The organism is Brevibacillus sp. IT-7CA2 (assembly GCF_949767855.1).
Lineage (GTDB): Bacteria > Bacillota > Bacilli > Brevibacillales > Brevibacillaceae > Brevibacillus.
The window spans coordinates 16,536-42,856 of record NZ_CATKQT010000044.1; the positions used below are offsets into that span (position 1 = coordinate 16,536).

The following is a 26,321-nucleotide window of genomic DNA, read 5'->3' on the forward strand; positions in this document are numbered from 1 at the left end:
TTTTTCGTATTCAATTTTTGTTCCCATGGGGGTTCAACATAAAAAAGCGACCTCTTGAAATTCAAGAGATCGCTTTTGGTTTGAAAGTATGGTACGCCTGAAGGGAATCGAACCCCCGCACATGGTTCCGGAGACCATTGCTCTATCCACTGAGCTACAGGCGTATATTGTGACGACAACTTTTATTATAAAACATCGAGAATCTCAATGCAAACGAAAAAAAGTAGTTCAACAGAAAAAACTAGCCATAAGGTAAGCGAGAGTGAAAAAGCCCATTGATGAAGAGCTTTCGCTATTTTTTGTGTTCTGCTTCATCAATTTGGCAGGAAAATTGCATGAGAGAACGAATATAATGAAAATAAAGAGTCATCGAGCAGCATGAGCAAGTGCGAAGGAGGCGAGCTTCATGAACATGGGATTGGGGTTATTTCAAGAACAAACACTGAAATTAGTGATGACGCCGGAATTACGCCAAGCGATTACCATATTGCAGTATTCAGCCATTGATCTCATCTCCTATTTGCAGGATCAGGCCAATGAAAATCCTGTTTTCGACCTTGAAGTGGCTGGAGAAGTCGCTTCTGCAAAAGCAGAGAAACCAGCTCCTGAGATTGACTGGAAAGAAATTGTGGGCAATCGCGCGACAGGTGAGTACGGTTCGTCGAAAAATGAAAGCACTTACAATCCACTGGATTACGTCCAGCAAGGTGCGGAGACGCTGTACGAACATTTGGAGCGTCAACTCGGCTATGTAAAAGGATTCTCGTCGCTGCAAAAACAGATCGCTCTCTTTTTGATCGGGAATCTGGATGAGAAGGGATATTTGGAAATTACACTGGAGGAAGCGAGTGCGCGCCTGGGTGCTGAAATGCTGGAGATTGAGGACGTGTTGTCCGTTTTGCAGCATTTTGATCCGGTTGGTGTAGCTTCACGCAGCCTGGAAGAATGTCTTTTGCTGCAGCTCGGACATTTGGCACTCGATGACGAAAAGATCGTTCAGGTCGTTCGCAACCACCTGCAAGATTTGGCGGACAATCGCTATCAGCGGATTGCAGACAAAATCGGATGTACACCGCAAGAGGTACAGGCGATGGCAGACCTGATCCGTACGCTGAATCCGCGTCCAGGTGCGGCCTTTTCCTCGGTAGAGACAAGATATGTCATTCCAGATGTGACAGTAGAGAAGGTCGGGAATGATTATGTGGTATTGGTTAATGATGTTGCTGCACCGAGGCTGAAAATCAGCAGCTTTTATGAAAAAATGCTCAGCCAGCAAAAAAGTCAGGATGAAGCCAAGCAGTTCATTCACGAAAAGCTGAATTCCGCCATGTGGCTGGCAAAAAGTCTGGAGCAGCGCCGCCTGACGCTCATGCGTGTAACACAGGCCATCCTCGATATGCAACGGGAGTTTTTTGATCGGGGGATTCATTATTTAAAGCCCATGACACAAAAGGAAATAGCAGAGCGGGTCGGCTTACATGAATCGACGATCAGTCGGGCAACCAGCAACAAATACGTCCAGACACCGCGCGGGATCTTTGAGCTGAAGTATTTCTTTACGTCAGCACTCTCTACTTCTAGTGGGGAAGCGACTTCTTCTGAGAGTGTTAAGCGCAGAATCAAAGCACTGATCGAGCAAGAAGATCGGAAGTCTCCGTTATCTGATCAAAAGCTGAGTGAGATGCTGCTTACAGAGGGGATTGAAATTTCCCGCCGCACGGTTGCCAAGTACCGGGAAGAAATGCTGATCCCGTCGTCGGCCAAACGAAAGAGGTTTTAATGGGAATGAATGAAAAAACGTTTGAGATGGTCTTGTACGGACGAAATAAATGTCATTTGTGCGACGAGGTGGAGCTCTACATCCGCAGTCTGGCGGAGGAGTTCCCCCTTCGTATGCGTATGGTTGATATTGAAAGTGATCCGGTCTTGCATGAAGAAATGATGTTTGTCATTCCAGTAGTCGAGATTGATGGAGAAATCGTATTTCGTTCCATTACACATGTGGTGACGCTCGAGGAGCTGCGAAACGAATTACATAGACGTGCCGCTCGGTCATGAGTGGCACTTTTTTGTATGGGTTCGTGGGAACTTGCAAGATATTGTTAAATATGATACATTCAAGTTGTAGCAAGTGATCTTTTTTTTGCACCAAGCGGGACATAAAATGTATATAGAGGGACATTAAACGTCCCGATCAACAATTTGTAACCAAGGAAGAAGGCAAAATGCGACGTTTACTGGAACTGCAACAAAAATTGTTGCCTGACTTGATTCAGGTTTTGCGTCAGCGGTACATGTTGCTCCGATCCATCTATCATTTGCAGCCGATTGGCAGAAGAGGTCTAGCTCAAGCCATGGATACCACTGAGCGTATTTTGCGGGCAGAAGTGGAACTGCTAAAAGAGACGGGGCTCCTTCATGTAACGGCTGCGGGAATGAGCCTGAGTGAAGAAGGACAACAAGTCTTGGACGACATGGAGCCTTTCGTCGGAGAGCTATTCGGCCTTACTGACTTGGCGGAGCGCCTGCGAAAAAAGCTGGGCATATCAGAAGTCATTGTGGTGCAGGGCAATGCAGACCAATCGCCTTGGGTAAAGGAAGAGCTTGGACGGGTAGGGGCAAGGGTTCTCAAACAGGTCGTGCAAGAAGGAGACATTGTAGCGGTAACAGGTGGTTCATCCATCGCCAGCGTAGCAAGTCATCTAATGCCTTCTGCTTCGTTCAAAAACGTTCAGTTTGTCCCTGCTCGCGGTGGACTGGGAGAACGCGTAGAGCTGCAAGCAAATACGCTCGCTTCCGCCATGGCAGCGAAAACAGGTGCTTCTTATCGGCTTCTTCACGTACCGGATCGCCTTCATCCAGAAGCCTTGCAGACATTGGTCAAAGAGCCGCAAGTACAAGATGTGCTGTCGCTCTTGGGTGAAACTCGAATCGTTTTGCATGGAATCGGGGATGCCGTCACGATGGCGAGAAGGCGGAATTATTCGGAGGAAGAACTCGCAGAATTAGTGGAGACGGGTGCTGTATCAGAAGCATTCGGCTACTACTTTAATGAAGCGGGAGAAACGGTCCACAGAATGCCGACAATTGGTTTACAGCTAGAGGAAGTGCACAAGGCAGAAACTGTGCTCTCCATTGCGGGGGGCGAAAGCAAGGCAAAAGCGATTCTTTCCTTTGCTAAGCAATCGTGTCAGAATGTACTCATTACGGACGAAGGAGCAGCTTACACGCTGTTGTCCACACGATTGTAACGGAAGGAAGTCGGTCGCATGTCTATCACATCGGTAACACCCATCTTGGCAATGATCGCTGGCATCATTTTGAGCCTATCGCTCGGTTTTCCGATTGCATGGGGGATTGTTTTTGCGATCTTGGTCACACTTGTTAGTGTAAAAAGATTGGGTTATCCGTGGAAGCAGCAGTTCGTGTTTGGCTGGGAAGGTGTCCAAAAGGCAAAGCCCGTCCTTACGATTCTGTTTTTAGTAGGACTCTTGATTCCGCTATTAATGATGGGAGGAACTATTCCCGCCATCATTTACTACGGATTATCGATTGTGAATGTCGAGTATTTGTTCGTTCTCTCTTTTCTGTTGACCGCAGGCGTCAGTTATTTATTGGGTACATCAATCGGTACGCTGAGTACGATTGGGCTGTCCCTGATGGGCATTGCCCACGCAGCAGGGATATCACCTGCAATCGTAGGAGGTGCGCTCATCTCTGGAGCGATGGTGGGGGAACGTTTCTCACCGATATCCAGCAGTCGATTACTGGTGCTTTCCAATGTCGGTATGACAGAAGAGCAGGAAAGAAAAATACGGCGTCCTGCTTTGCTTACGGTAGCGATTTGCGCGTTACTTTTCCTGATCCTTGATCTGGTTCGACCTCAGGCGAACTCGACGGATACCATTCAAATGTACCAAGAGCTGTTAGTCAGTCATTTTTCTGTACATTGGCTGCTCATGCTGCCTCTCGTCGTGTTAATTGCCTCTTTTGCACTGAGAGTAAAAGCAGTGAAAGCATTGCTTTTCGGTATCGGAGCCAGTGCGATTCTAGTCGGGATCAATGGGAAGTTGGATGTCAAGACGTTTTTTACATCAATGCTATATGGATTTGAGCTTCATTCAGGAACGCCGCTGGATCAACTGGTCCATGGGGGCGGGATGTTCGCCATCTTCAGTGTTCTGGCGTTAATCATTCTCGCAGGCTTTTTAAACGGCATTTTGAACAGAGCCAATTTATTAACCCCCATCGTAGACAAAATGATGGGTCATACAAAAAATAATACGGTGTTGGTAGCGAAGGCAGCGGCATTGTCGTTGTTAGTGGTCATCATCAGCTGTAATCAAACCATTCCGATTCTGGTTCTTGGCTCGACTCTTCTCGGGAGGTTCTCCCAATGGGAGGGAGGGCGCGAGCTGTTGGGCAAGACGATGCTGGACTCCGCAGTTGTCATGCCTGTACTGATCCCATGGAACGGACTATCGATGATGATGGCACTCACGTTAGGTGTTTCGACGATCCAGACATTACCCTTTGTGTTTTTTCCAATCTTATTACCGATTGTTACGATATTATCGACCCGCTGGTTTTCGCCAGAGGGCAGGTTTCTCGCGATGAAGAATAAAGCTAGCTAATGAGCAGGAGGTATACATTATGGTAAAAGTAGGTATTAACGGATTTGGTCGTATTGGTCGTAACGTATTTCGTGCAGCACTGAACAATCCGAATGTAGAAATCGTGGCGGTCAATGACCTGACAGATGCACACACACTGGCTCACCTTTTGAAATATGACTCTGTTCATGGTGTTCTGAACGTGAGCGTTGAAGCTTCCGAAAACACGCTTATCGTTGACGGCAAAGAAATCAAGGTATTGGCAGAGCGCGACCCAGCTCAACTCAAGTGGGCAGATTACGGTGTTGAAATCGTAGTGGAATCGACTGGACGCTTCACGAAGCGCGAAGATGCAGCGAAGCACTTGGAAGGTGGCGCGAAAAAAGTCATCATCTCTGCTCCAGCAACAAATGAAGACATTACAGTCGTAATCGGTGTAAACGAAGACAAGTACGATCCAGCACAACACACTGTGATCTCCAACGCGTCCTGCACAACGAACTGCTTGGCGCCATATGCGAAGGTCCTCAATGAAAAATTCGGTATCGTGCGCGGATTAATGACAACCGTTCACTCTTACACCAATGACCAACAAATTCTCGACCTGCCGCACAAAGATTTGCGCCGTGCCCGTGCAGCTGCGGAGAACATCATTCCAACCTCTACAGGAGCGGCAAAAGCGGTAGCACTCGTACTGCCTGAGTTGAAAGGCAAGCTGAATGGTTTCGCAATGCGCGTACCAACTCCAAACGTATCCGTTGTGGACTTGGTAGTTGAGTTGAAGATAGACGCAACTGTTGAAGAAATCAACAACGCTCTGAAGGAAGCGGCAGAAGGCCCACTCCAAGGCATTCTCGGCTACTCCGAAGAGCCGCTCGTATCGTCTGATTACAATGGAAACCCTGCATCCTCCACAATCGATGCTTTGTCTACAATGGTACTGGAAGGAAACATGGTGAAAGTCGTTTCCTGGTACGATAACGAGTGGGGTTACTCCAATCGTGTCGTAGACTTGTGTCATTATGTTGCACAGCGCGGCTTCTAACACGTAAAATAGAACTGTTGTGGAAAAAAAGGGAGAGCAATCTCCCTTTTCCCATATCTTTTTTCCGAATAAAAAGCCAATGATTTGGGAGGATCGTTCATGAACAAGAAATCTATCCGCGATGTTGAGCTGGCAGGCAAGCGCGTATTCTGCCGTGTCGACTTTAACGTGCCGATGCAGGACGGGGTAATCACCGACGATACACGCATTCGTGCTGCTGTACCAACCATCCGTTTCATGATGGAGGCAGGGGCCAAAGTAATCCTGGCGAGCCATTTTGGGCGTCCTAAAGGCCAAGTAGTGGAAGAGATGCGTCTTACTCCTGTCGCAGCTCATCTGTCCTCGCTCTTGGGTAAGGACGTGCGTAAGCTGGAGGATTGCCATGGTGCTGACGTAGAAGCGACAGTAGAACGGATGGAGTCTGGCGACGTCATCCTTTTGGAAAACGTGCGCTTCCATGCGGGAGAAGAAAAGAACGATCCAGAACTGGCAAAAAACTTTGCGGCCTTGGCTGATCTGTTTGTCAATGATGCATTCGGGACAGCTCACCGGGCACATGCTTCTACAGCGGGAATCGCTGAGTACATACCAGCAGTTGCGGGCTTGTTGATGGAAAAGGAGATTCGCTTCATGGGCGGAGCCTTGTCCAATCCAGAGCGTCCGTTTACAGCGATTGTCGGCGGTGCAAAAGTAAAAGATAAGATTGCTGTCATTGAAAATTTGTTGACCAAAGTCGATCATCTGATTATTGGTGGCGGTATGGCGAATACATTCCTCAAAGCACAGGGTTATGGCATTGGGGCTTCTCTGTGTGAAGACGACAAGCTCGATCTCGCACGTACGTTGATGGATCAGGCAAAAGAGCGCGGCGTTCAATTACTGATGCCAGTTGATGTTGTCGTAGCTGACCGTTTTGCGGCAGATGCAGAAAAGCAGGTCGTGGCAATTGATGCGATCCCAGACGGCTGGATGGCACTCGATATCGGGCCAAAAACAGTGGAGCAGTATCATAGCGTCATCGTAGAATCCAAAACAGTGGTGTGGAACGGTCCGATGGGCGTATTTGAAATGGATGCTTTTGCAGGCGGCACGATTGGCGTAGCCAAGGCGATGGCAGCATGCAGCGGAACGACCATCATCGGTGGCGGTGATTCCGTAGCAGCAGTGGAGAAAGCAGGCGTAGCCGAGCAGATGACACACATTTCTACAGGCGGCGGAGCGTCCCTGGAATTCATGGAAGGCAAGGAACTGCCAGGCGTAGCTGTGTTGGCAGATAACAAATAAGAGCGAAGAGGGGGAGTTTGCATGCGAACACCAATTATCGCGGGGAACTGGAAGATGTTCAAAACGATGGCCGAGGCAAGAGCGTTTGCGCAGGAAGCCAAGGCAGGCAACAATACTTCCGGGGTACAAAAAGTCATTTGCGCACCTTTTACAGCGTTGGCAGCACTTAAGGAAGAGCTGGCGGGCACGGATATTGCCATCGGCGCGCAAAACATGCATTTTGAAGAGCAAGGTGCTTATACAGGGGAAATCAGCGCGTCCATGCTCAAAGAAATCGGTGTGGAGTACGTGATCCTTGGTCACTCCGAGCGCCGTCAATATTTCAATGAGACAGATGAGACCGTGAACAAAAAGGTTGTAGCCGCTTTAGCAGCAGGTCTCGTTCCGATTGTGTGTGTAGGCGAGAGTCTGGAGCAACGGGAAGCGGGCGAGACAGCTGACGTAGTCCGTACGCAGACAGAAGGTGCCTTTGCTGGAGTGGATGCTGCACAAGTGGCGGATACCGTTATTGCATACGAGCCGATTTGGGCGATTGGCACAGGCAAGTCCTCCACGGCAGAAGATGCAAATGAAACGATTGCTATTATTCGCAGCGTAATCGGTGAACGCTTCGGACAAGCGACAGCCGAGAAAGTGCGCATTCAATACGGCGGAAGCGTAAAGCCGGAAAACATCGCAAGCTACATGGCACAGCCGGATATCGACGGAGCATTGGTCGGTGGAGCGAGTCTCGTAGCGGACAGTTACTTGCAGCTTGTGGCAGGAGCAACGTCGCGATAGGAGGAGAAAGCAATGGCACAAAGACCAAAACCGGTTGCCCTTTTGATTGTGGATGGTTTTGCTCTGCGTAACGAGACGCATGGAAACGCAGTAGCACAAGCCAACAAGCCGAATTTTGACCGTTACTGGAATCAATACCCTCACGCGACCCTGGAGGCAAGTGGGCTGGCTGTTGGACTGCCAGAAGGACAGATGGGCAACTCCGAGGTAGGCCATCTCAATATCGGGGCAGGGCGTGTTGTTTATCAGGATCTGACGCGCATTACCAAGTCGATTCAAGAAGGCGCTTTTTTTGAAAACGAAACACTGATCGCTGCTTTCCAGCACGCGAAGCAAAATGGCAAGCAGCTCCATCTGTTCGGGCTTTTGTCCGATGGTGGTGTACACAGTCACATTAACCACTTGTTTGCGATGCTCGAGCTGGCGAAAAAGCAGGATTTTGCGGATGTGTTCATCCACGGTTTCCTCGATGGTCGCGATGTATCGCCTGACAGTGCAGTGGGTTATATCGAACAGCTGCAAGCCAAAATCGCAGAGATCGGCGTTGGCCACATTGCTACCGTACAAGGCCGCTACTATGCGATGGATCGTGACAAACGCTGGGAGCGTGTAGAGAAGGCGTATCGTGCCATGGTGTACGCAGATGCTCCAGCTTATCGTGATCCGGTTCAAGCGGTAAAGGAATCCTACGAAAAGTCCATTATGGATGAGTTCGTTATGCCAACCGTGATTCTCGATGAAGCAGGAAAACCAGTGACGACCGTTCAAAGCGGCGATTCGATTATTTTTTATAATTTCCGTCCAGATCGTGCGATTCAAATGTCGCAAGCCTTTACGAATGAAGATTTCCGTGGCTTTGACCGCGGCGATGAGCGCCCACGCGATCTACATTTTGTGTGCCTGACGCATTTTTCCGAGACGGTTGACGGGTATGTCGCTTACAAGCCTTCCAATCTGGATAACACGTTGGGTGAGGTGCTTTCCCAGCACGGCTTGAAGCAGCTGCGCATTGCTGAGACGGAGAAATATCCGCACGTGACGTTCTTCTTCAGCGGCGGGCGTGAAAAGGAGTTTCCAGGTGAGATGCGTATCCTGATTCCTTCGCCAAAAGTGGCAACGTACGACCTGCAGCCGGAGATGAGTGCACCAGAGCTGACAGACGCTGTTGTGGCTGAGATCGAGGCGGATAATTTTGATGCGATCATCCTGAACTTTGCCAACTGCGACATGGTTGGTCATTCCGGTATGATGGAGCCAACGATCAAAGCAGTCGAGACAGTCGATGCATGCTTGGGTCGAGTGGTCGATGCAATCGTTGCAAAAGGTGGCGTAGCCGTCATCACGGCTGACCACGGTAACGCGGATCTGATGCTGGATGAAGCGGGACGTCCGATTACTTCACATAGCACGTATCCGGTGCCTGTAATCGTGACCAAAGACGGGGCTGCTCTGCGCGAAGACGGTATTTTGGCCGACTTGTCGCCAACGCTTTTGGAGCTTTTGGGGGTAGCGCAACCGGTTGAAATGACAGGCAAATCGTTACTTGCAAAATAGGCTTTACTGGGACACACTGTAAGGGTAGCTTGGCGTTTATCGAAAAATAGATTGTAAGTGCACATGAAAAAAGGAGATGGACGAGAAATGGCAATGATTACTGACATTTATGCACGCGAAATTATGGACTCCCGCGGTAATCCAACTGTGGAAGTAGAAGTATATCTCGAAGATGGCTCGATGGGTCGCGCAGATGTTCCATCTGGAGCGTCTACAGGTGCGTATGAAGCAGTTGAGCTTCGCGACGGTGACAAATCCCGTTACTTGGGTAAAGGCGTTCTGAAAGCCGTAGAAAACGTGAATGAAATCATTGCTCCTGAACTGATCGGCATGGATGCCCTTGATCAAGTTGGCATCGATATGGCGATGATTCAGCTCGACGGCACGCCAAACAAAGCCAAGCTGGGCGCAAACGCGATTCTCGGCGTGTCCATGGCAGTAGCACGTGCAGCTGCAGATTCTCTCGGCGTTCCTCTCTACAACTACCTCGGCGGCTTCAACGCGAGAATGTTGCCAGTTCCTATGATGAACATCCTGAACGGTGGTAAGCACGCAGACAACACCGTAGACATTCAGGAATTCATGGTCATGCCAGTAGGTGCGACATCCTTCAAGGAAGCACTGCGTACAGGTGCGGAAATTTTCCACTCCCTGAAAAAAGTATTGGGTGAAAAAGGCCTGAGCACAGCAGTAGGGGATGAGGGCGGATTCGCTCCAAACCTGAAATCCAACGAAGAAGCGATCACAACTATTTTGGATGCGATCAAAGCAGCAGGCTATGAGCCAGGCAAAGACGTGTTCCTCGCGCTGGACGTAGCAGCTACAGAAATGTTCAAAGACGGTAAATACCACTTCGAAGGCGAAGGCGTTGTGAAAACAACAGAAGAAATGATCGCGTTCTACGAAGATCTGGTAAACAAATACCCAATCATCTCCATCGAAGACGGTCTGTCTGAAGACGACTGGGATGGCTGGAAAGCACTAACTGACAAATTGGGCAGCAAAGTTCAGCTGGTAGGTGACGATTTGTTCGTAACGAACACCGAGCGTCTGGCTCGTGGAATCGAGACCTCTACAGGTAACTCCATTCTGGTAAAAGTAAACCAAATCGGTACGCTGACAGAAACCTTCGAAGCAATCGAAATGGCGAAGCTGGCTGGTTATACTGCGGTGATTTCCCACCGTTCCGGTGAAACTGAAGACTCTACGATTTCGGATATCGCAGTCGCTACAAATGCAGGTCAAATCAAGACTGGTGCGCCTTCCCGCACTGACCGCGTAGCGAAGTACAACCAATTGCTGCGTATTGAAGACGAACTCGCTGATACAGCTCGTTTTGGCGGTCGTTCTGCATTCTACAACCTGAAGAAGTAAGCTTGTATGATTGATAGATAAAAAGAGCGCGCGGCAGTCCAGGACGCAAAAAAGTCCGGGACTGCCGCTGTTTTTTTCCACCGGAAGCCTCGATTCGTTGCGCGTTCAAGTTTTTGCATACGAAAAAAGACTGCCCATACGACTCGATGGACAGTCTTTTTGTTGTTTGGCGCTTACGACATGGCGAATGCTTTTCGTTCGGTCTGCACAGTGCCCAGGCGACTTTTACTGTACGGGATGCACATAGGAGTTCCGTACAGCGGGTCTTGCGTAATTTGGCAATCCATATCGAATACCGTACGGACAAGGTCGGTCGTCAGCACTTCGTTCGGAGCGCCCTCTGCCACTACAGTCTGATTGTGAACGGCAACGATATGGTGGGCATAGCGGCAAGCGAGATTCAGATCGTGGAGAACCATGACGATGGTGCGCATTTCCGTTTGGTTCAGTTCAAACAATAGGTCCAAAATCTCAATCTGATGCGACATATCCAAATAAGTCGTAGGCTCATCCAGCAAAATCGTTTCGGTACCTTGTGCGAGCGTCATCGCAATCCAGGCGCGCTGACGTTGTCCACCAGAGAGACTGTCGACGGCACGGTTAGCCATACCCGTGAGTTGTGTCGCTGCCAATGCTTTGTTGACCATCTGCTCGTCTTCTTCTGACCATTGCTGTAGCCAGTTTTGATAAGGATAGCGTCCTTGTTTGACCAATTGCAGAATCGTCAATCCTTCTGGTGCAGATGGGCCTTGAGGAAGGATAGCAAGACGTTTAGCTACCTCTTTGGTAGAGCGTTTCGCGATCGATTCTCCTTCAAGCAGGATAGCGCCTTCCTTTGGTTTGAGTAAACGTGCCAGAGAGCGCAGCAATGTCGATTTGCCACTGCCATTACTGCCAATGAAAACTGTGATTTTTCCACGCGGGATGTTTAAATCTAATGCTTCAATGATGTTGCGTTCTCCGTACGATAACGTAAGCCGTTGGGTTTCCAAAGCTTGCATATGGTCTGGACTCCTTTCACTAGCGATTTCGGTTTTTGTACAGCAAGTAGATGAAAAACGGAGCGCCGATGGCAGAGGTGAATACTCCTACAGGCACTTCGATTGGTGAAAAAGCCATACGTGCAATCAAATCCGCAAGCAATACGATAATGGCACCCAAGAAAGCCGAGAGTGTCATGGCACCGCCAAAGGACGGACCAATCAGTTGCTTGGCAATGTGTGGGGCCAGCAAAGCCACAAAGCTGATATCTCCTCCAACAGAGACGGCTGTTCCCGTCAAAGCCGCGCAAATCATGAGCAGGAGGAAGCGATCCAATTGCAAGGAACTGCCGAGACTTGTCGCCAGATCATCGCCGAGCTGTTGAATGTTCACGCGTCTAGCAAGTAAGCCAGCTACGAGAATCAGTCCGACGACCCACGGCAAAATCATGAATACGTCGTTCCAGGCAACGCCGTAGATGCTTCCTGTCAGCCAGAGCAATGCTTTATTTTGCAGCAAAAACGGACTGAACATGATCAGCATGGTGACAATGGCACCCGCTGCGATTTTGATTCCAACACCGATCATGACGAGACGAAGCGGCGTGACGCCTTTTTTCCAAGAGAGAGCGTACAGCAGGAATGTCGTCAATGTTGCTCCCAAAAAAGCGATGGGAGGAAGCCACTTGATACTAGCTGTTTCAAATAAGATCAAGAAGCCGACTGCAAAAACAGATGCTCCACCCGATACCCCAAGAATATCCGGGGAAGCCAACGGATTGCGGACGAGGCCCTGCATGATGGCACCGGCGACGGCGAGTGCAGCACCTACCAGAATAGCAATGACGATGCGCGGCAGGCGAAATTGCTCCACAATCAAAGCATTCTCTTCTGAACCTATTCCCAACAGAACTTTTACCACATCGAGCGGGGCGATTTTCATTTCACCCATTCCGAGACTGACAACCGCCACTGCGATGACGATCAGCAAGGCGAGTAGCGAAAACCAGATCGTCTTTTTATGTAGCTGAAACGATGAAAAGCGCTTGCCGATGCGAAGAGACAGGTAGTCTTTCATTATTTATCCAGCCCCTTGCGTGCGACATAGATGAAGAATGGAATCCCGATCAGGGCTGTCATTACTCCAATAGGAACTTCAGCAGGCATTGCGATATAGCGAGCGCCGATGTCTGCTAACAGCAACAGAATGGAACCAAGCAGACCGCTGTATAAAAGCACCCAGCGAGTGTCGATTCCGACGAGATAGCGGGCCAGATGCGGAGTGACCAATCCGACAAAACCAATGGGTCCCGCAACAGCAACCGCGCAACCAGATAAGAGAACAATGACAATTCCAACACTGAATTTGACCAATAATGTGCGTTGTCCGAGACCTTTTGCTACGTCATCACCCATCAGTAACGTTTGAATCGGGCGTGCGAGGACAAAAGCAGCGATCCAGGCAATGATCATATAAGGAAAGACAGTGGCTAAATACTCTAGCTTTCTGCCTCCAACGGAACCCGCCAGCCAGAAAAGTACCTCATCAGTAGCCTTTTCATTAAGGACCATCATGCCGTGTCGGATCGAGGAAGCCAAAGCGGTGATAGCTGCACCCGCTAGAACCAGCTTCACAGGCGAAAGCCCATCTCTGCCGAATGAACCGAGCAAGTAGACGATCATACCTGCTACAGCGGCTCCTAAAAAGGAAATCCACGTAAACTGGGTCAAGGAGCTGATCCCGACAAATGTAACGGCGAACACAACAAAAAGAGAAGCACCTGCATTAAGACCGAACAATTCAACGTCTGCAACAGGGTTTCTCGTCAAGGATTGGAGCAGAGTTCCGGCCAAGCCGAGGCAGAAACCGACTGTAAGCGCATTGAGCACACGCGGTACTCGCACTTCTTTAATGACGATGTGTTCATTGGAGCCGTTGAAATTCGTGTAGGCATCAATCGCAGTTTGCCAACTCGTGTCAATGACGCCAAAGATGAGGCTGGCATAACTGAGGTAAGTAAGGATGAGGAGGGCGAATACCACTCCCAGAATTTTACGAAAGTTGCTAGCTAAAAAAGAATTCATGATGGCTACATCCTTATTTCTTAGATGGTTTCATAGTTAAGTGTAGAGCTACATAAAGGAAGTGTCAATGACGTTGATAGTCATTATCATTTTATGATTGACTTTTGACAAGCAGGGGAGTAGGATAGACTACGTCATTGATATGAATTCTCATTATAGAAAAGGGAAAGGGGTCCTTTCATCATGTTTTCTCGTACATATCGGACCGCAGGCGGTAAAGCTTTCTTTGCTGTCTTAATGGCGCTCTTGCTGGTTGTTACAGGTTGCGGTACTCCGCAAGCAAGTGAACAAAAGCCGGCAGAACAAAAGCCTGCTGATCAAGCAACAGGCAATTCGGAGGGTTCCGGACAAAGTTACACAGTGAAACACGCGATGGGCGAAACGACCATCAAAGGTACACCAGAACGCATCGTCATGTTGACCAACCAAGGTACTGAAACTCTGATGGCTCTCGGTGTAAAGCCAGTAGGGGCTGTAGGTTCGACCATTGATCCTACTCAATTCTACGATTTCACCAAGTCCTTCCTTGAGGGTACAAAATCCGTTGGTACAGAAGGACAACCTAACCTGGAAGCAATCGCAGCACTGAAACCTGACCTGATTCTGGGTATGAAATTCCGTCATGAAAAAATTTATCAACAATTGACTGCAATCGCTCCAACCGTATTTGTGGATGAGCCACGCGGTGACTGGAAAGAAAACTTCTCCTTGTTCGCAGAAGCAGTAAACAAAAAGGCTGAGGGAGAAAAAGTCCTCGCTGATTGGAACAAGCGCGTAGAAGAGTTTAAAGCAAAAGCGGGCGACAAGCTGAACACAAAAGTTTCCGTTGTACGCTTCATGCCTGGTAAAGTTCGCATCTACTACAAAAACACCTTCACTGGCGCGATTTTCAAAGACCTTGGCCTGGCACGTCCAGCTGCCCAAGACAAAGAAGAATTCGCAGCAGAAGTAACCAAAGAGCGCATTCCAGAAATGGACGGCGACATCATGTTCTACTTCACGTACGAAACAGGCAAAGGCGAGGCTTCCAAGCTGGAGCAAGAGTGGACGAACGATTCCCTTTGGAAAAACCTGAACGTCGTGAAAGCGGGCAAAGCATTCAAAGTAGATGACACCATCTGGAATACTTCCGGTGGCGTAATCGCAGCCAATAAAGTACTGGATGAGCTGGAAGGCTACATCATCGGTAAATAATGAGAAAAGACGGGACTAATGCTCCCGTCTTTTTTGTATAGTTATCCTGCCATGTTGTTAAATGTTCCTCGTGGGTAGTAAATGTTTACGTGATCGATGTAGATAGTGTTTGGATCATCGGTCATGATGCCTGAGAAAATGAATTTCAATTCGTAATCAGGGGTTACCTTGTAGGTGTAGATGGTTTGGCCGCCCGTTGTGGCTTTGTTTGTTGGCTCCCCAAGTGTTTCACGCACCTCGGCAAGTGTGATTGCTTGCAGGCGTGGGTCATAGGAGCGAATATCAACGATCTGCATTCCTTTGTTAAAGGCAAAGACTAGATTGAGATCCCGGTACGTATTGTACGTGATGCCATTGATGAAGGAGACGACATCCGGTTTACCCAGTTGTTTTTCTGCGTCATCGAATACATCCTTTTCCAAACGATACTGACTGCCAAAGATTTGGCCTTTCCCGGCGAGATCACGCACGCTTTGCAACAACTCGGCATTGTCCCCATAAAGCATGAGATTTTTATTTCCTTGCGGGTAATACAGATGGTACTCAACAAGAATCAGGTCTTCCTTGCTCGTGCTTTTTGTTCCTTGGAAGATCAGCTTGACCTGATATTTGCTCGTCACATCATAGGTATAAATCGTATGATCGCCAAACTCGCTGATACGCCCCGGCTTTCCCCAGCTCTTTTCGACGGCAGACAGGCTAATTTGCTGCAAACGAGAATCTGTCCTACGCATGTCTACGAGCTGCATGCCTTTGTTGTAGCCAAACACGACTTCTTTTTTCGGGTAGGCGGAGTAGATCAGTCCATTTGCTGTGTAGGTTTTCTCAGGTTTTCCCCAGCCCTTTTCTACGTCATCTACCGTTTTTTCCAGAACGAAAGGAAGGGAGATGACTCTGCCTTCTTTAGCATTTGAGCGAATTTGTGCCAAAAGCTCCTCTGACTGCGGAATAGGCTGAGTTGTTACGCTGTTGTTTGGATCAGGTCCCGGAGAAGCGGTAGGAGAGCCAGGAGCAATAGGCGCAACGGTCTCTGGTAATGTGCTCTGTTGTTGATTCGTAAGGAGTGAGGCTCCGAGCCAGACGGTCACAGCAAGTACGGAGCAGAGGGCCAATCCCTTGCCAAGTGCAGAGAAACCACGAAAAGAAGCAGTCCCTCCAGATTTACTCACATTTGTTTGGCGAATAGCAGAAACGATCTCGTGATTTTTTTCTCCACTCATTTTCATATCCGGCATCCCTTTCAATTTAGCTAGTAAGTCATGGTCTGAATTAGATCGCATCGCCAATCATCTCCTTTTTCTCACGCTCAAGTATTTCCCTGACGGCTTTCATGGCGCGGTGCAGTGTCACGTTCACTTTGTTTTCGGACCACCCAAGTATTTCAGCCGTCTCCTTGGAGGACAGTCCCTTGACTCCACGCAAAATGAGCACCTCGCGAAAAGCGGGTTTTACTTCACGGATTGCATGGTAAAGTGCTTGCTGCTCCTCATGTACATGCAGAATTTCTTCCGGTGTTTTCTCTTCCGCCTCTACGTTCGCCAGCCATTTATCTGGCAGCCAATTACGAAGACGTTGCTTTCGTTTATGATCGATGGCGGTGTTCCTCGCGATCGTCAATAGCCATGTTTTCGGTTGCGATCTGCCTTCGAATGCATCCAGAGACCGAAGCGCTTTTAAAAAGACATCCTGAACGAGGTCTTCTACATCACGGGTTCCTGTGTAGTAAATAAGAAATTTGTAAATATCATCGCCATAGCGGAGGAACCATTGCTCCATTAAACCGTTTTTGTCCATAGCTGAACCACCTTTTGTACGTTCTACTTGTAATTTGACGACTCAGGGTGCATTTCATTACAAAAACAAAAAAACTGCCGGAAGCTGTATCCGACAGTGTGTGTATTTAAGCGTGGAGCATGGAGTCACGCGTAAACCAGAGCTGATAACTGAGCATGCTGATCAGGACCGCCGAAATGGCCGCAGAGGAGCTGAAGCTGAGCATAATGAGGATTTGATAGCGTACGGCCTCGATGGGACTGGCACCCGCGACGATCATTCCGGTCATCATCCCTGGCAATTGGACGAGTCCGATTGTTTTCATCGTGTCAAAGGTAGGAATCATGCTCGCTTTGACCGCGCGCTTCAACACTACATGCACGGCTTGGCGTGTAGTGGCTCCCAGACAAAGCAGTGTTTCGATTTCCCCACGAGAGGCTTCTACTTCTCTGTTCATATGCGTGAGAAAAAGGCTCGTGACGATCATAGAGCTGCCAATAATCATGCCGCTCATCGGAATGAGATACTGCGGCGTAGGAGAGATAAGCCCGAGTATAACCAACAGTCCCATGGTGATGATCTCTGTTATCGCAAGTGAAAGGGAGATCCGCCAAAAGATCCCCGATAAATGCTTCGCTCTGCTGGCAGCGTTCCACGAAGCGACCAAGATCATCATGAGAATGATCAATAAAATAAACCAGACACTATCGGCAGCAAAGACAAAATGTAGGACGTAGCCGATCGCGAGCAATTGAACGGTAGAGCGGATGGTACCAATCAAAATATCTTTTTCCAAACCGAGCTTCTGCCAAACGGAGAGCAGAAGGGCAATGAAAACAAAGGCATAGGCAAAGAGTAGCCACATGTATGAAAACGTAAACGTATGCGTCATCGCTGTACCTCACTTAGGGCAGCATGGACATTTCCATCTTGCAAAAATTCACGAGCTTCAACGGATTGGGGAGAGTGGAAAAACGCTTCACATTCAGCGTCTTCTGCGAGTTGGTGGTTGGCCATAAACCAAATGCGCTTGCAAGCAATTCGCGCTTCTTCTAAATCATGTGTGACCCAAATTAAGGTCGTACCCGTTTGGCGGTGCAAATCGACGAGGAGCCGCTCAGCAGCCTTCTTGCTTTTCGTATCGAGTGAAGCCGTGACCTCATCCAGCAGCAGGACAGGTGGCTGAAGCATTAGGCTGCGAACGAGAGCGAGCCGTTGCTTTTCTCCGCCAGACAGTTGAGCGGCTGGTTTTGACCAATCGATCTCTTCCATATATAACTGCTCCATCAAGTCAGAAGCGAGCTTCTTATCAAAAGGACGCTGATGCAGGCTGCTCACTGTCCGTAGGTTGTCTTCCACGTTGCCGGGCAGCATAACCGCTTGCTGTGCCACATAACTGATTTTCATTCGCCAAGCTCTCGCGTCCCACAGTGACATTTCTTTATTCTCCAAGAAAACCGTACCGGCGTCAGGTTGTAGAAGACGACCCAAAATACGAAGCAAGGTGCTTTTTCCCTGACCTGATTTGCCCAGAATTCCAATAATCGTAGGTTCATTAATACTAGCATTTACGTCACGGAACAACCATGTACTCGTGGGAGAGTGAATTTGTTTCCCTAAAGCTTCAATCTTGATGGTCATATGTAAAAGCCTCCCCATTAACGCGGAAAACACCGAAGAGGACGAGTCTTCGGTGTTTCTTTCTTACAGGCTATCTATGTACTTATTTTTTCTCCGACAGCCACTGTGAAACCGCTTGAATTTCTGGTTGTTTCTTCAGCATTCCAGGAGGCATGCCGCCCTTACCGTCTTTGATGATTTTAGCAATGTCGTCAGCGCTGAGCGTCGCTCCAATTTTCGTCAGGTTTGGACCTGCAATGCCTTCGAGATTTTGACCGTGACAGGAAGCGCAATTTTGTTTAAATACAGCAGCAGCGTCAATTTGTGCAGTTGGTGCGCCGCCACCATTTGCCTCTTCCCCATGTTTTGGTGGAAAAATAATTGATCCTACAAGTGCAATGAGAAAAACTAGAAACAAGATACCAAACGAAGTGAAAAAGGCCTTCGCGGAATCAATTACATCGTTTTGATTCATGTCTTTTTTGTTGGACCCAGCCATCTGACAAAGACCTCCCAAAGCAAATTATAAAGTTTCATGGTAATTTTACGGCAAAAGTTTGACAATATCAAGGCGACTACCAAACAAGACAAAGAAAGTACACAATTTGCCATTTTTTCGTAAAAACACATTGCTCTTATTCTACCTTATAACGGTCAATATTATTTGAAAGAATTTCTCTTATAATGGAAGGGATAGCGGGTTGCTGTTACCAGACAAGTGTGATAAAGTTGTTGTATTGGTTTTTTCCGCCTTGGAAATACGTTTTGAGGTGAATGAAAATGGCATTGGCTGCGAAAATTTTACTTGTGATCGCAAGTATTGGCTTAATTATCGTCGTGTTGCTGCAATCGGGAAAAAGTGCCGGCCTTTCCGGAGCGATTGGTGGCGGCGCAGAGCAACTGATGGGCAAACAAAAAGCCCGCGGGATTGACGCACTTTTAGGGAAACTGACCGTTGTATTTGCGGTTGGCTTCATGATTTTTGCGATTTTGCTCGGGTATTTCTTGAAATCAGGAGCGTAATAGACGAATGGCCGAAAGACAGCGAGTGCAACTTGCTGTCTTTTTCTCTATTCCGATTGCGATATGCGGGAACGGTGAATACTACATAATAGGATGGTCATGGAGAAACGCGGGAATGCCACGCGAAAAAGGAGGTTTGTAAATGGAAGACCAAGAAAAAATACTCGCGTTTATGCGAGAGCAAGCATACCACCCGATGACGGTGAGGGAACTGGAAGAAGCGTTTGGAATTAAGGAATCTGCCACGTTTAAGGAGCTTGTGAAAACGCTGAATGCACTGGAAGCGAGCGGAGAGGTGATCCGCACCAGAGCGAATCGGTATGGCGTGCCTGAGAAAATGAATCTGGTACGTGGACGCCTGCAAAGTCACCCGAAGGGCTTCGGATTTGTGATCCCGGAGACACCTGACACGGATGACGTATACGTACATGCGAATGATATGAATGGAGCGCTCCATGGCGATACGGTTTTTGTCCGCGTGGAAAAAGAAGCAGGCGGCAATCGTCTGGAAGGGCAGATCATTCGCATTGTCGAGCGTGGAATCAAGCAGGTCGTAGGGACATTCAAGGATGAGAGGCATTACGCGTTTGTCATCCCCGACGAAAAGCGAATCGGCAAAGATATTTTCATCCCGAAAGACTCCTTCAACGGAGCAGTAGATGGTCACAAGGTAGTCGTGAGCATCGTTCGCTATCCAGAGGGGCGTGTGAATCCAGAGGGTGAAGTCGTCGAGATTCTCGGACATAAGAACGATCCGGGCGTCGATATTCTGTCGATCATCCGCAAGTTTAACTTGCCTGAGGCTTTTCCTGAGGACGTATTAGCTGAGGCTGAGGCAGCACCAGATGAGATATCCGAGGAAGAGATCAAGGGTCGTCGTGACTTGCGTGATCGGATGATGGTCACCATTGATGGAGCAGATGCCAAAGACTTGGATGATGCTGTGTCTCTTGAAAAGCTGCCAAATGGAAACGTAAGACTCGGCGTGCATATCGCTGACGTGAGCTATTACGTTCGCGATAAGTCCCAGCTGGATAATGAAGCGTATCGTCGCGGTACCAGTGTCTACTTGGTTGACCGCGTCATTCCGATGTTGCCACATCGCTTGTCCAACGGAATATGCAGTCTCAATCCGCAGGTGGATCGATTGACGATTTCTTGTGATATGGAGATGGATGCAGGCGGGAACACCGTTAAGTACGATATATTTTTGAGCGTGATTCGTACAGATGAGCGCATGACGTATGCGGATGTACGAAGTATTTTGGACGAAAAGGACGAAGCGCTGATCGAGAAGTACAGCCAGCTCGTCCCGATGTTCGAGGAAATGAAAAACCTGGCCCTGACGTTACGTAAGAAACGGATGCAGCGTGGTGCCATTGACTTTGACTTCCGCGAAGCGAAAATTTACGTCGATGAAGAGGGAACCCCTACGGAAATCGGCTTCCGTACGAGATCGATTGCGGAGCAGATCATCGAAGAGTTCATGCTCGCAGCCAACGAAACAGTGGCAGAGCACTTCCACTGGATGAAGCAGCCGTTCATGTACCGGATTCACGAAGACCCGAACGCTGAAAAGCTCATGGCCTTCATGGAGTTCATCACGAATTTTGGCTACTCGATCCGCGGGAAGGGCAATTCTGTTCATCCACGTGCGCTGCAGCAGCTGTTGGAAGAGGTAAAAGGAACACCGGAAGAAATCATCATCAGTAAGGTTATGCTGCGCTCGATGAAGCAAGCGCGTTACGACGCGGAAAGCTTGGGGCATTACGGCTTGTCTACGGAGTTTTATACCCATTTTACTTCGCCGATTCGCCGTTATCCCGACCTGATCGTACATCGTCGTATTCGTGAATGGATCGAGCTAGGAAATCAAATATCAGAAAAACGTCTGGGGTATTGGGCAGAGCAAATGCCAGTAATCGCAGAGCATGCGTCACAGCGTGAACGGTTGGCTGTCGATGCTGAGCGTGAAACAGACGATCTGAAAAAAGCGGAGTTCATGCTGGAGCGAGTGGGAGAAGAATTCGAAGGGGTCATCTCCAGCGTCACTTCGTTTGGGATTTTCGTCGAGCTCCCTAACACGATTGAAGGCTTGGTGCACGTCAGCTTTTTGACCGACGACTACTATCATTACCATGAGAAAATGTTTGCGCTGGTCGGTGAGCGTACAGGCAAGCAGTATCGGATCGGGGATGTCGTCGAGGTACGTGTAGCGAATGTCAACGTGGATGAACGCACCATCGACTTCGAAATCGTCGGGATGCCGAAGGCTGGCTTCCGTGGTAGCCGTGAGCGTACGCCTCGCGTAATAGATGGTCGCGGTGGGGATCGTAAGCCGACACGTGGCAAGCAACAAGATCGTTCACGTACAGGCCGTCCGGAGCGCCCAGAGCGTCCAGGCAGACCAGATCGTCAAAAGGATAAAAAGCATCCGGCGGAAATCCGTCAGAAATACAAGGATCGCCGCAAAGCAGAGGGGAACAAACCTCCTCGTCGCGCTGGAGCGGGCAAAGCATCGAGCGGTGAAGAAGTGCTGCCAATCGGTACAGGAGAAGGGGATACCCCAACGAAACGCCAGAAGGGATTCTGGGAAGATCTCGTCAAGTCCAAGAAAAAGAATCGCAAAAATGTAGCCAGTCAGGTGAAACGGAAACGCCGTTAAACAGTTGTTTAATCCCCGAAAAGTACTCGGAACGATCCGGTTCCCTTTTCGGGGATGGCTATTTACCCGGTAAATGACTTGCCACAATGGGCAAAATTTGCTAGACTAACTGGTACGAAACGCAGTACGTACAAGTGAGGTGATCTCCATGTCAAAAGATAAGGCCGGAACCAAGACAATCGCCCAAAACCGAAAAGCGCGCCACGATTACCACATCGAGCAAGTATACGAGGCAGGCATTGAGCTGACCGGTACGGAGATCAAGTCCGTGCGTGCGGCGCGTGTCCAGCTCAAGGACAGCTTCGCCCGTGTGCAGGATGGCGAATTGCTTCTGTACAATGTGCACATCAGTCCGTACGAGCAGGGAAATCGTTTTAACCATGAGCCAGAGCGCACTCGCAAGCTGCTGATGCGCCGCTTGGAAATCCTCAAGCTCAATGGTCTGATTCGTGAAAGAGGGTACTCGCTGGTCCCGCTCAGCATTTATTTGAAGGGCGGCTGGGCCAAGGTCGAGCTCGCACTTGTCAAAGGGAAAAAGAACTACGACAAGCGTGAAGACCTCAAGAAAAAAGAGTCTGCGCGTGATATCGAGCGTGCTCTGCGTGAACGCCAGAAGGTTTGATTGGGTTGCACTGGCAGGCTTGGTAGCAATCAACGTTGAGTTTTGGTTGTCGCCTGTGCTATATTTAATAAGCAACAACAAGCACAACAAGCCAATACACTGTTACAATATAGTCTAGGTGCGGATTTAATGGCTCTTCACCTAGACTTTTTCTCACCTACCTGGGGGCGTTCTGGATTCGACGGGGATGGTAGAGCATGAGAAGCGAGCCGGGGGGCTGCGGACCTCGTCAACAACGCGGAACGCCATTAACTGGCAACAAACAACTTTCTCTCGCTGCTTAATAACCAGTGAGGCGCTACCATTCCATCGCCCATGTGGCATGACTAGCGCTCAACTTTAGTGGGATACGCCGGAGGCTTCCGCCTGGAGCCGAAGGAAGAAGATCAATCAGGCTAGGTAACGGGTCAGCGCGTCACTCCGCGAATCCGGTACCGAAATTTAAATGAGTGACTGCGCTCGGAGATGCTCATGTATCGCTGTTTTCGGACGGGGGTTCGAATCCCCCCGCCTCCACCAAATACATAACAATGAACACCACTGAATTAGTGGTGTTTTTTTATATATTCAAGTCAGGGTCAAAGAAGGAATTGGATATGTCCATGTCTCATTGTTCATAACAGATTGTGTTATAATAGTAAAAAATTACTTAGGGAGATTGGTATGATCATTCCAAAAGTCTTTAAAGACATGATTGATAATAACCAGGAAATATCCGGTGTCTTATATTCCACAATATCTAAATTCGAACAAATAATAAAAGATAGTAAGTTCGAATTCTTCGATGAATATTCCAATCACGGAGTTGAGCATATCGAAAACGTATTATGTACGGCTGAATGGTTAATATCAGATGAAACGTACGCTCTGTTAAACTCAAAAGATATTTTAATACTTGTTTTATCAGTGTTACTACATGATCTTGGTATGCATCTTACTCATGAAGGTTTTTTAGAGTTGATATCTGGTAGTCATAAAGATAGAAAAATCCATGGTATTGATGAAAAGCAATGGTTAAAGGAATGGGAGGATTTCTTAAAAGAGACTAAACAATGGGATGATAAAAAAATAATAAAAGTGTTCGGTGAAAAGATTAACATTACTACTCCATCTAAAAATCGTGAGCATTTAACAGGTTATGATAAGAAGCTTATTGGTGAATTTATTAGGAGGATGCACCCAAGAATTGCGCATGAGATAGCAATATATGGTTTCCCGACATTTGATGGAGAGACAATTCCATTTGCTGAAGGCTTATCAGAACAGTTAAGAGATCTGTCAGGCTTGGTAGCGAGAAGCCATGGAATGGATCTTCGTAACACTTTTGAATATTTAGAGAAAAGGTTTACTCGACATTCGTGGAAGACTCCACACGAGATCAAAGTAATATTCTTGATGGTAGTATTACGTATTTCTGATTTTCTTCATATTACGCCAGATAGAGTGACTCCGACGTATTTGGAAATAAGAAAGTATTCCAGTCCCCTATCCAGAATAGAAAGAGACACTCATAAGTCAGTTGAGTATATACACAATAACTCTGATGATCCTGAATTAATGTATGTTCATGGTAACCCACCAACTAGTGAGTTGTTTCTTAAATTGAAAAAGTTATTAAGGGACATTCAACATGAGTTAGATTTATCATGGGCCGTACTAGGTGAAGTTTATGGAAGTCATAAAAATTTGAAAAATATGATGATACGCTTGAGACGGGTACAGTCTAATATAGATGACGTTGAAAACTTTAAACAGCAAGTTAGCTATTTACCAGAAAAAGTGCTTTTTGATACTAATCCAGATTTAATAAAATTATTAGTCGCCCCTTTATATGGAAATAATCCCACATATGGTGTTAGGGAACTATTACAGAATGCGATAGATGCTTGCAGAGAGAGAGAACAATATCACAAAAACAACAATGAATTCGAAGAATATACACCTGAGATTACAATTTCTATAGAGGGTAGTTCACAGAATGGTTATTACTTTGTGATTTCAGATAATGGATTAGGAATGGCTGAAGAAACAATTTTAAATTATTTTTTTAAGGCGGGCGCATCATTTAGAAAAAGTGAAACTTGGTCAAAACAATTTATAAATAATAACGGAACTTCTAAAGTTCAGAGAAGTGGAAGATTCGGTGTTGGTGTATTAGCATCATTTTTATTAGGTGAAGAAATTACAGTAAGCACGAGATTTGTAAACGATATAACCGGGTGGAAATTTAAAGCTAAGATTGATGATCAACAAATAGAAGTATTAAAAGATGAACGAGAAGTAGGAACCACTATTAAAATTGCTCTTACAACTGATACACTTAATTTATTTAAACGTGATGTGGAATTTTATGAATATTGTTTCACCCCTTCCGAGACATATTGGTATACTTGGCACAGGTTACCACATCCTAAGATTAAACTATGTTTACCTAATACATGGAAGGGTGCAAATGAAGTAAATGAGATTATAGAAAACTTTGATGATGTAAAAGGGCACCAAATTTATCCTGATGGTTATCAAGTAGTTTCTTGGGATTATGAAGCTGAAAGAAGAGAATTACTATGCAATGGAATCTTAATACCTGATTGGGAGAGGATTGGAGGATACGAATTCCCAACTTTCCCCATAAAACCTAGAGTTGTCGTGTCGGACTTTGATGGCAGGCTTCCAATGTCTTTAAATCGTGACAAACTTGATGGAAGACTTCCTTTTTCAGACGAATTAGCAATTGATGTTTGCAGGGATCTTTTGGCTAAGCTATTCTTACAGCCTGACATTAAAGTAGATATGTTAATTTCCAAAGATCAAACTATATTTAGGCATCCCTCGTTAAAAATATCTGAAAAGAATTCTTATATTACAAGGTGGGGGGAAAACGAGTTATTATTGCATAAAAATGGATATGTATTACCACATTCATATTTTTTACAAAAACTATCCATTCGAGAAATTACAAAGGTTTGGCTAAAGAAAAATGCAGAAATTTGTATAGATGATTTTTTAAGTTCTAACAGGTTTGTGTCATTCAGCAGAGACGAAGTTATGTCTGCGTCTGATCTAAAGGCTCTAATGTATCCATCTGAAATTCAACTTGATAAGCGTTTTCAAATAAATTCAAAGAGATTCTTAATGAAGAAGGAACACAAGGATTTTTTGTTTGCTGAAGTTGATCGTAGAATGAGAAAAGATTTTAAACAAAAGGTTACTACTATTAGTGAAACAAGGGATTGGGTCGATTTAAGTGTCGACTCTGAACTCAGATCATTTATTGACATTCAGAAAATTGAGAATTACACAAGTGAAATTGATTTTGTACTACAAGTAGAAATAGGAGAAGAGATTCCAAAGCAAAAGTATGAAAGAAATATAAAGGATATATTTAGTAAGCTCTTGGAAGAATATTTTGAGGATGAATCTCTAATACCATACAATTTAGATGAACGCAAAAAGCTGTTTCCAAAGGTCTTTAAAGAACTAGATAAATACATGTGGAAGTATCTCAACGTGATGAATAGTTAATTAAGATTCTCATCGCACTAATAACCAGTGAGGCGCTACCATTCCAAGGCCCATGTGGCATGACTAACGCTCAACTTTAGTGGGATACGCCGGGGGCTTCCGCCTGAAGCCGAAGGAAGAAGATCAATCAGGCTAGGTAACGGGTCAGCGCGTCACTCCGCGAATCCGGTACCGAAATTTAAATGAG

The 26,321-nt window shown here is 47.2% G+C and carries 22 protein-coding genes, 1 tRNA gene and 1 other RNA gene; 15 read left to right on the forward strand and 9 right to left on the reverse strand.

All coding sequences use genetic code 11. From position 1 onward, the window contains the following. Positions 1 to 89: 89 nt before the first annotated feature. Positions 90 to 164, reverse strand: a tRNA-Arg gene (locus ACM6JA_RS19885). 242 nt (positions 165 to 406) lie between these two features. On the opposite strand from ACM6JA_RS19885, the gene rpoN reads away from it, so the two are divergent. The 9 genes from rpoN (at position 407) to eno (ending at position 10,650) form a co-directional block, all read left to right on the forward strand. Continuing rightward, positions 407 to 1,780, forward strand: coding sequence for an RNA polymerase factor sigma-54 (rpoN, locus tag ACM6JA_RS19890; RefSeq protein ID WP_414853711.1), 1,374 nt, complete (start codon positions 407 to 409; stop codon positions 1,778 to 1,780). Next, complete coding sequence (locus ACM6JA_RS19895) at positions 1,780 to 2,058, forward strand: glutaredoxin family protein (RefSeq protein WP_173616959.1); 279 nt, start codon at positions 1,780 to 1,782, stop codon at positions 2,056 to 2,058. The genes rpoN and ACM6JA_RS19895 overlap by 1 nt, the downstream gene beginning before the upstream one ends. A 167-nt stretch (positions 2,059 to 2,225) precedes the next feature. After that, entirely contained in the window at positions 2,226 to 3,251 is a 1,026-nt protein-coding gene (locus ACM6JA_RS19900) for a sugar-binding transcriptional regulator (RefSeq protein ID WP_414853712.1), read from the forward strand. Positions 3,252 to 3,269: 18 nt separating this feature from the next. Next, positions 3,270 to 4,634, forward strand: coding sequence for a Na+/H+ antiporter NhaC family protein (locus tag ACM6JA_RS19905; protein ID WP_414853713.1), 1,365 nt, complete (start codon positions 3,270 to 3,272; stop codon positions 4,632 to 4,634). Positions 4,635 to 4,653: 19 nt separating this feature from the next. Then, complete coding sequence (gap, locus tag ACM6JA_RS19910) at positions 4,654 to 5,658, forward strand: type I glyceraldehyde-3-phosphate dehydrogenase (protein ID WP_414853714.1); 1,005 nt, start codon at positions 4,654 to 4,656, stop codon at positions 5,656 to 5,658. Positions 5,659 to 5,757: 99 nt separating this feature from the next. Continuing rightward, entirely contained in the window at positions 5,758 to 6,942 is a 1,185-nt protein-coding gene (locus ACM6JA_RS19915; protein WP_414853715.1) for a phosphoglycerate kinase, read from the forward strand. A 21-nt stretch (positions 6,943 to 6,963) separates the two neighbouring features. Further along, positions 6,964 to 7,722 (forward strand): triose-phosphate isomerase, encoded by a 759-nt coding sequence (tpiA, locus tag ACM6JA_RS19920; RefSeq protein WP_414853716.1) that lies wholly within the window; start codon positions 6,964 to 6,966, stop codon positions 7,720 to 7,722. A gap of 12 nt (positions 7,723 to 7,734) precedes the next feature. Then, a complete protein-coding gene (gpmI, locus tag ACM6JA_RS19925; RefSeq protein ID WP_414853717.1) occupies positions 7,735 to 9,276 on the forward strand; it encodes a 2,3-bisphosphoglycerate-independent phosphoglycerate mutase in 1,542 nt (513 codons plus the stop codon). Positions 9,277 to 9,363: 87 nt separating this feature from the next. Further along, positions 9,364 to 10,650: a phosphopyruvate hydratase gene (gene eno / locus ACM6JA_RS19930; protein WP_007729436.1), complete on the forward strand. Its 1,287-nt coding sequence runs from the start codon at positions 9,364 to 9,366 to the stop codon at positions 10,648 to 10,650. Positions 10,651 to 10,823: 173 nt separating this feature from the next. On the opposite strand, the gene ACM6JA_RS19935 is transcribed toward eno, so the two are convergent. From ACM6JA_RS19935 to ACM6JA_RS19945, 3 genes are read right to left on the reverse strand one after another with little or no spacing between them, the layout of a single operon-like run. Continuing rightward, positions 10,824 to 11,651 carry an ABC transporter ATP-binding protein gene (locus ACM6JA_RS19935; RefSeq protein WP_414853718.1) on the reverse strand — a complete coding sequence of 276 codons (828 nt, stop codon included), beginning with the start codon at positions 11,649 to 11,651 and terminating at the stop codon, positions 10,824 to 10,826. A gap of 19 nt (positions 11,652 to 11,670) precedes the next feature. Further along, positions 11,671 to 12,708: a FecCD family ABC transporter permease gene (locus tag ACM6JA_RS19940; RefSeq protein WP_414853719.1), complete on the reverse strand. Its 1,038-nt coding sequence runs from the start codon at positions 12,706 to 12,708 to the stop codon at positions 11,671 to 11,673. Then, entirely contained in the window at positions 12,708 to 13,715 is a 1,008-nt protein-coding gene (locus ACM6JA_RS19945) for a FecCD family ABC transporter permease (protein ID WP_414853720.1), read from the reverse strand. Before ACM6JA_RS19945 ends, ACM6JA_RS19940 begins: the two co-directional genes overlap by 1 nt. Before the next feature lie 183 nt (positions 13,716 to 13,898). Here ACM6JA_RS19945 and ACM6JA_RS19950 point away from each other — a divergent pair, with 183 nt between their 5' ends. Further along, positions 13,899 to 14,909, forward strand: a complete 1,011-nt coding sequence (locus tag ACM6JA_RS19950) for an ABC transporter substrate-binding protein (protein ID WP_414853721.1) — start codon at positions 13,899 to 13,901, stop codon at positions 14,907 to 14,909. 41 nt (positions 14,910 to 14,950) lie between these two features. Here ACM6JA_RS19950 and ACM6JA_RS19955 read toward each other — a convergent pair whose 3' ends face one another. The 5 genes from ACM6JA_RS19955 to ACM6JA_RS19975 form a co-directional block, all read right to left on the reverse strand. Further along, positions 14,951 to 16,189: a YjgB family protein gene (locus ACM6JA_RS19955; RefSeq protein ID WP_414853722.1), complete on the reverse strand. Its 1,239-nt coding sequence runs from the start codon at positions 16,187 to 16,189 to the stop codon at positions 14,951 to 14,953. Next, positions 16,179 to 16,703, reverse strand: a complete 525-nt coding sequence (locus ACM6JA_RS19960; RefSeq protein WP_007728785.1) for an RNA polymerase sigma factor — start codon at positions 16,701 to 16,703, stop codon at positions 16,179 to 16,181. The genes ACM6JA_RS19955 and ACM6JA_RS19960 overlap by 11 nt, the downstream gene beginning before the upstream one ends. A gap of 106 nt (positions 16,704 to 16,809) precedes the next feature. After that, positions 16,810 to 17,574: an ABC transporter permease gene (locus ACM6JA_RS19965; RefSeq protein ID WP_414853723.1), complete on the reverse strand. Its 765-nt coding sequence runs from the start codon at positions 17,572 to 17,574 to the stop codon at positions 16,810 to 16,812. Beyond that, positions 17,571 to 18,323, reverse strand: coding sequence for an ATP-binding cassette domain-containing protein (locus tag ACM6JA_RS19970; protein ID WP_414853724.1), 753 nt, complete (start codon positions 18,321 to 18,323; stop codon positions 17,571 to 17,573). Before ACM6JA_RS19970 ends, ACM6JA_RS19965 begins: the two co-directional genes overlap by 4 nt. 82 nt (positions 18,324 to 18,405) lie before the next feature. Then, the gene (locus ACM6JA_RS19975; protein ID WP_007728788.1) at positions 18,406 to 18,801 is read right to left on the reverse strand and encodes a YqzM family protein; all 396 of its coding nucleotides are present in this window, start codon (positions 18,799 to 18,801) and stop codon (positions 18,406 to 18,408) included. A gap of 281 nt (positions 18,802 to 19,082) precedes the next feature. Here ACM6JA_RS19975 and secG point away from each other — a divergent pair, with 281 nt between their 5' ends. The 5 genes from secG to ACM6JA_RS20000 all read left to right on the forward strand — a co-directional run bounded on the left by secG (position 19,083) and on the right by ACM6JA_RS20000 (position 26,134). Next, positions 19,083 to 19,325 carry a preprotein translocase subunit SecG gene (gene secG / locus ACM6JA_RS19980; protein ID WP_007728789.1) on the forward strand — a complete coding sequence of 81 codons (243 nt, stop codon included), beginning with the start codon at positions 19,083 to 19,085 and terminating at the stop codon, positions 19,323 to 19,325. 142 nt (positions 19,326 to 19,467) lie between these two features. Beyond that, complete coding sequence (gene rnr, locus ACM6JA_RS19985; protein ID WP_414853725.1) at positions 19,468 to 21,990, forward strand: ribonuclease R; 2,523 nt, start codon at positions 19,468 to 19,470, stop codon at positions 21,988 to 21,990. Positions 21,991 to 22,138: 148 nt separating this feature from the next. Further along, the gene (gene smpB, locus ACM6JA_RS19990; RefSeq protein ID WP_173616944.1) at positions 22,139 to 22,612 is read left to right on the forward strand and encodes an SsrA-binding protein SmpB; all 474 of its coding nucleotides are present in this window, start codon (positions 22,139 to 22,141) and stop codon (positions 22,610 to 22,612) included. 163 nt (positions 22,613 to 22,775) lie between these two features. Beyond that, positions 22,776 to 23,131, forward strand: a transfer-messenger RNA (tmRNA) gene (ssrA, locus tag ACM6JA_RS19995). Between the two features lie 144 nt (positions 23,132 to 23,275). After that, on the forward strand, positions 23,276 to 26,134 hold the full coding sequence (locus ACM6JA_RS20000; RefSeq protein ID WP_414853726.1) for an ATP-binding protein: 2,859 nt from the start codon (positions 23,276 to 23,278) through the stop codon (positions 26,132 to 26,134). Positions 26,135 to 26,321 lie beyond the last annotated feature (187 nt).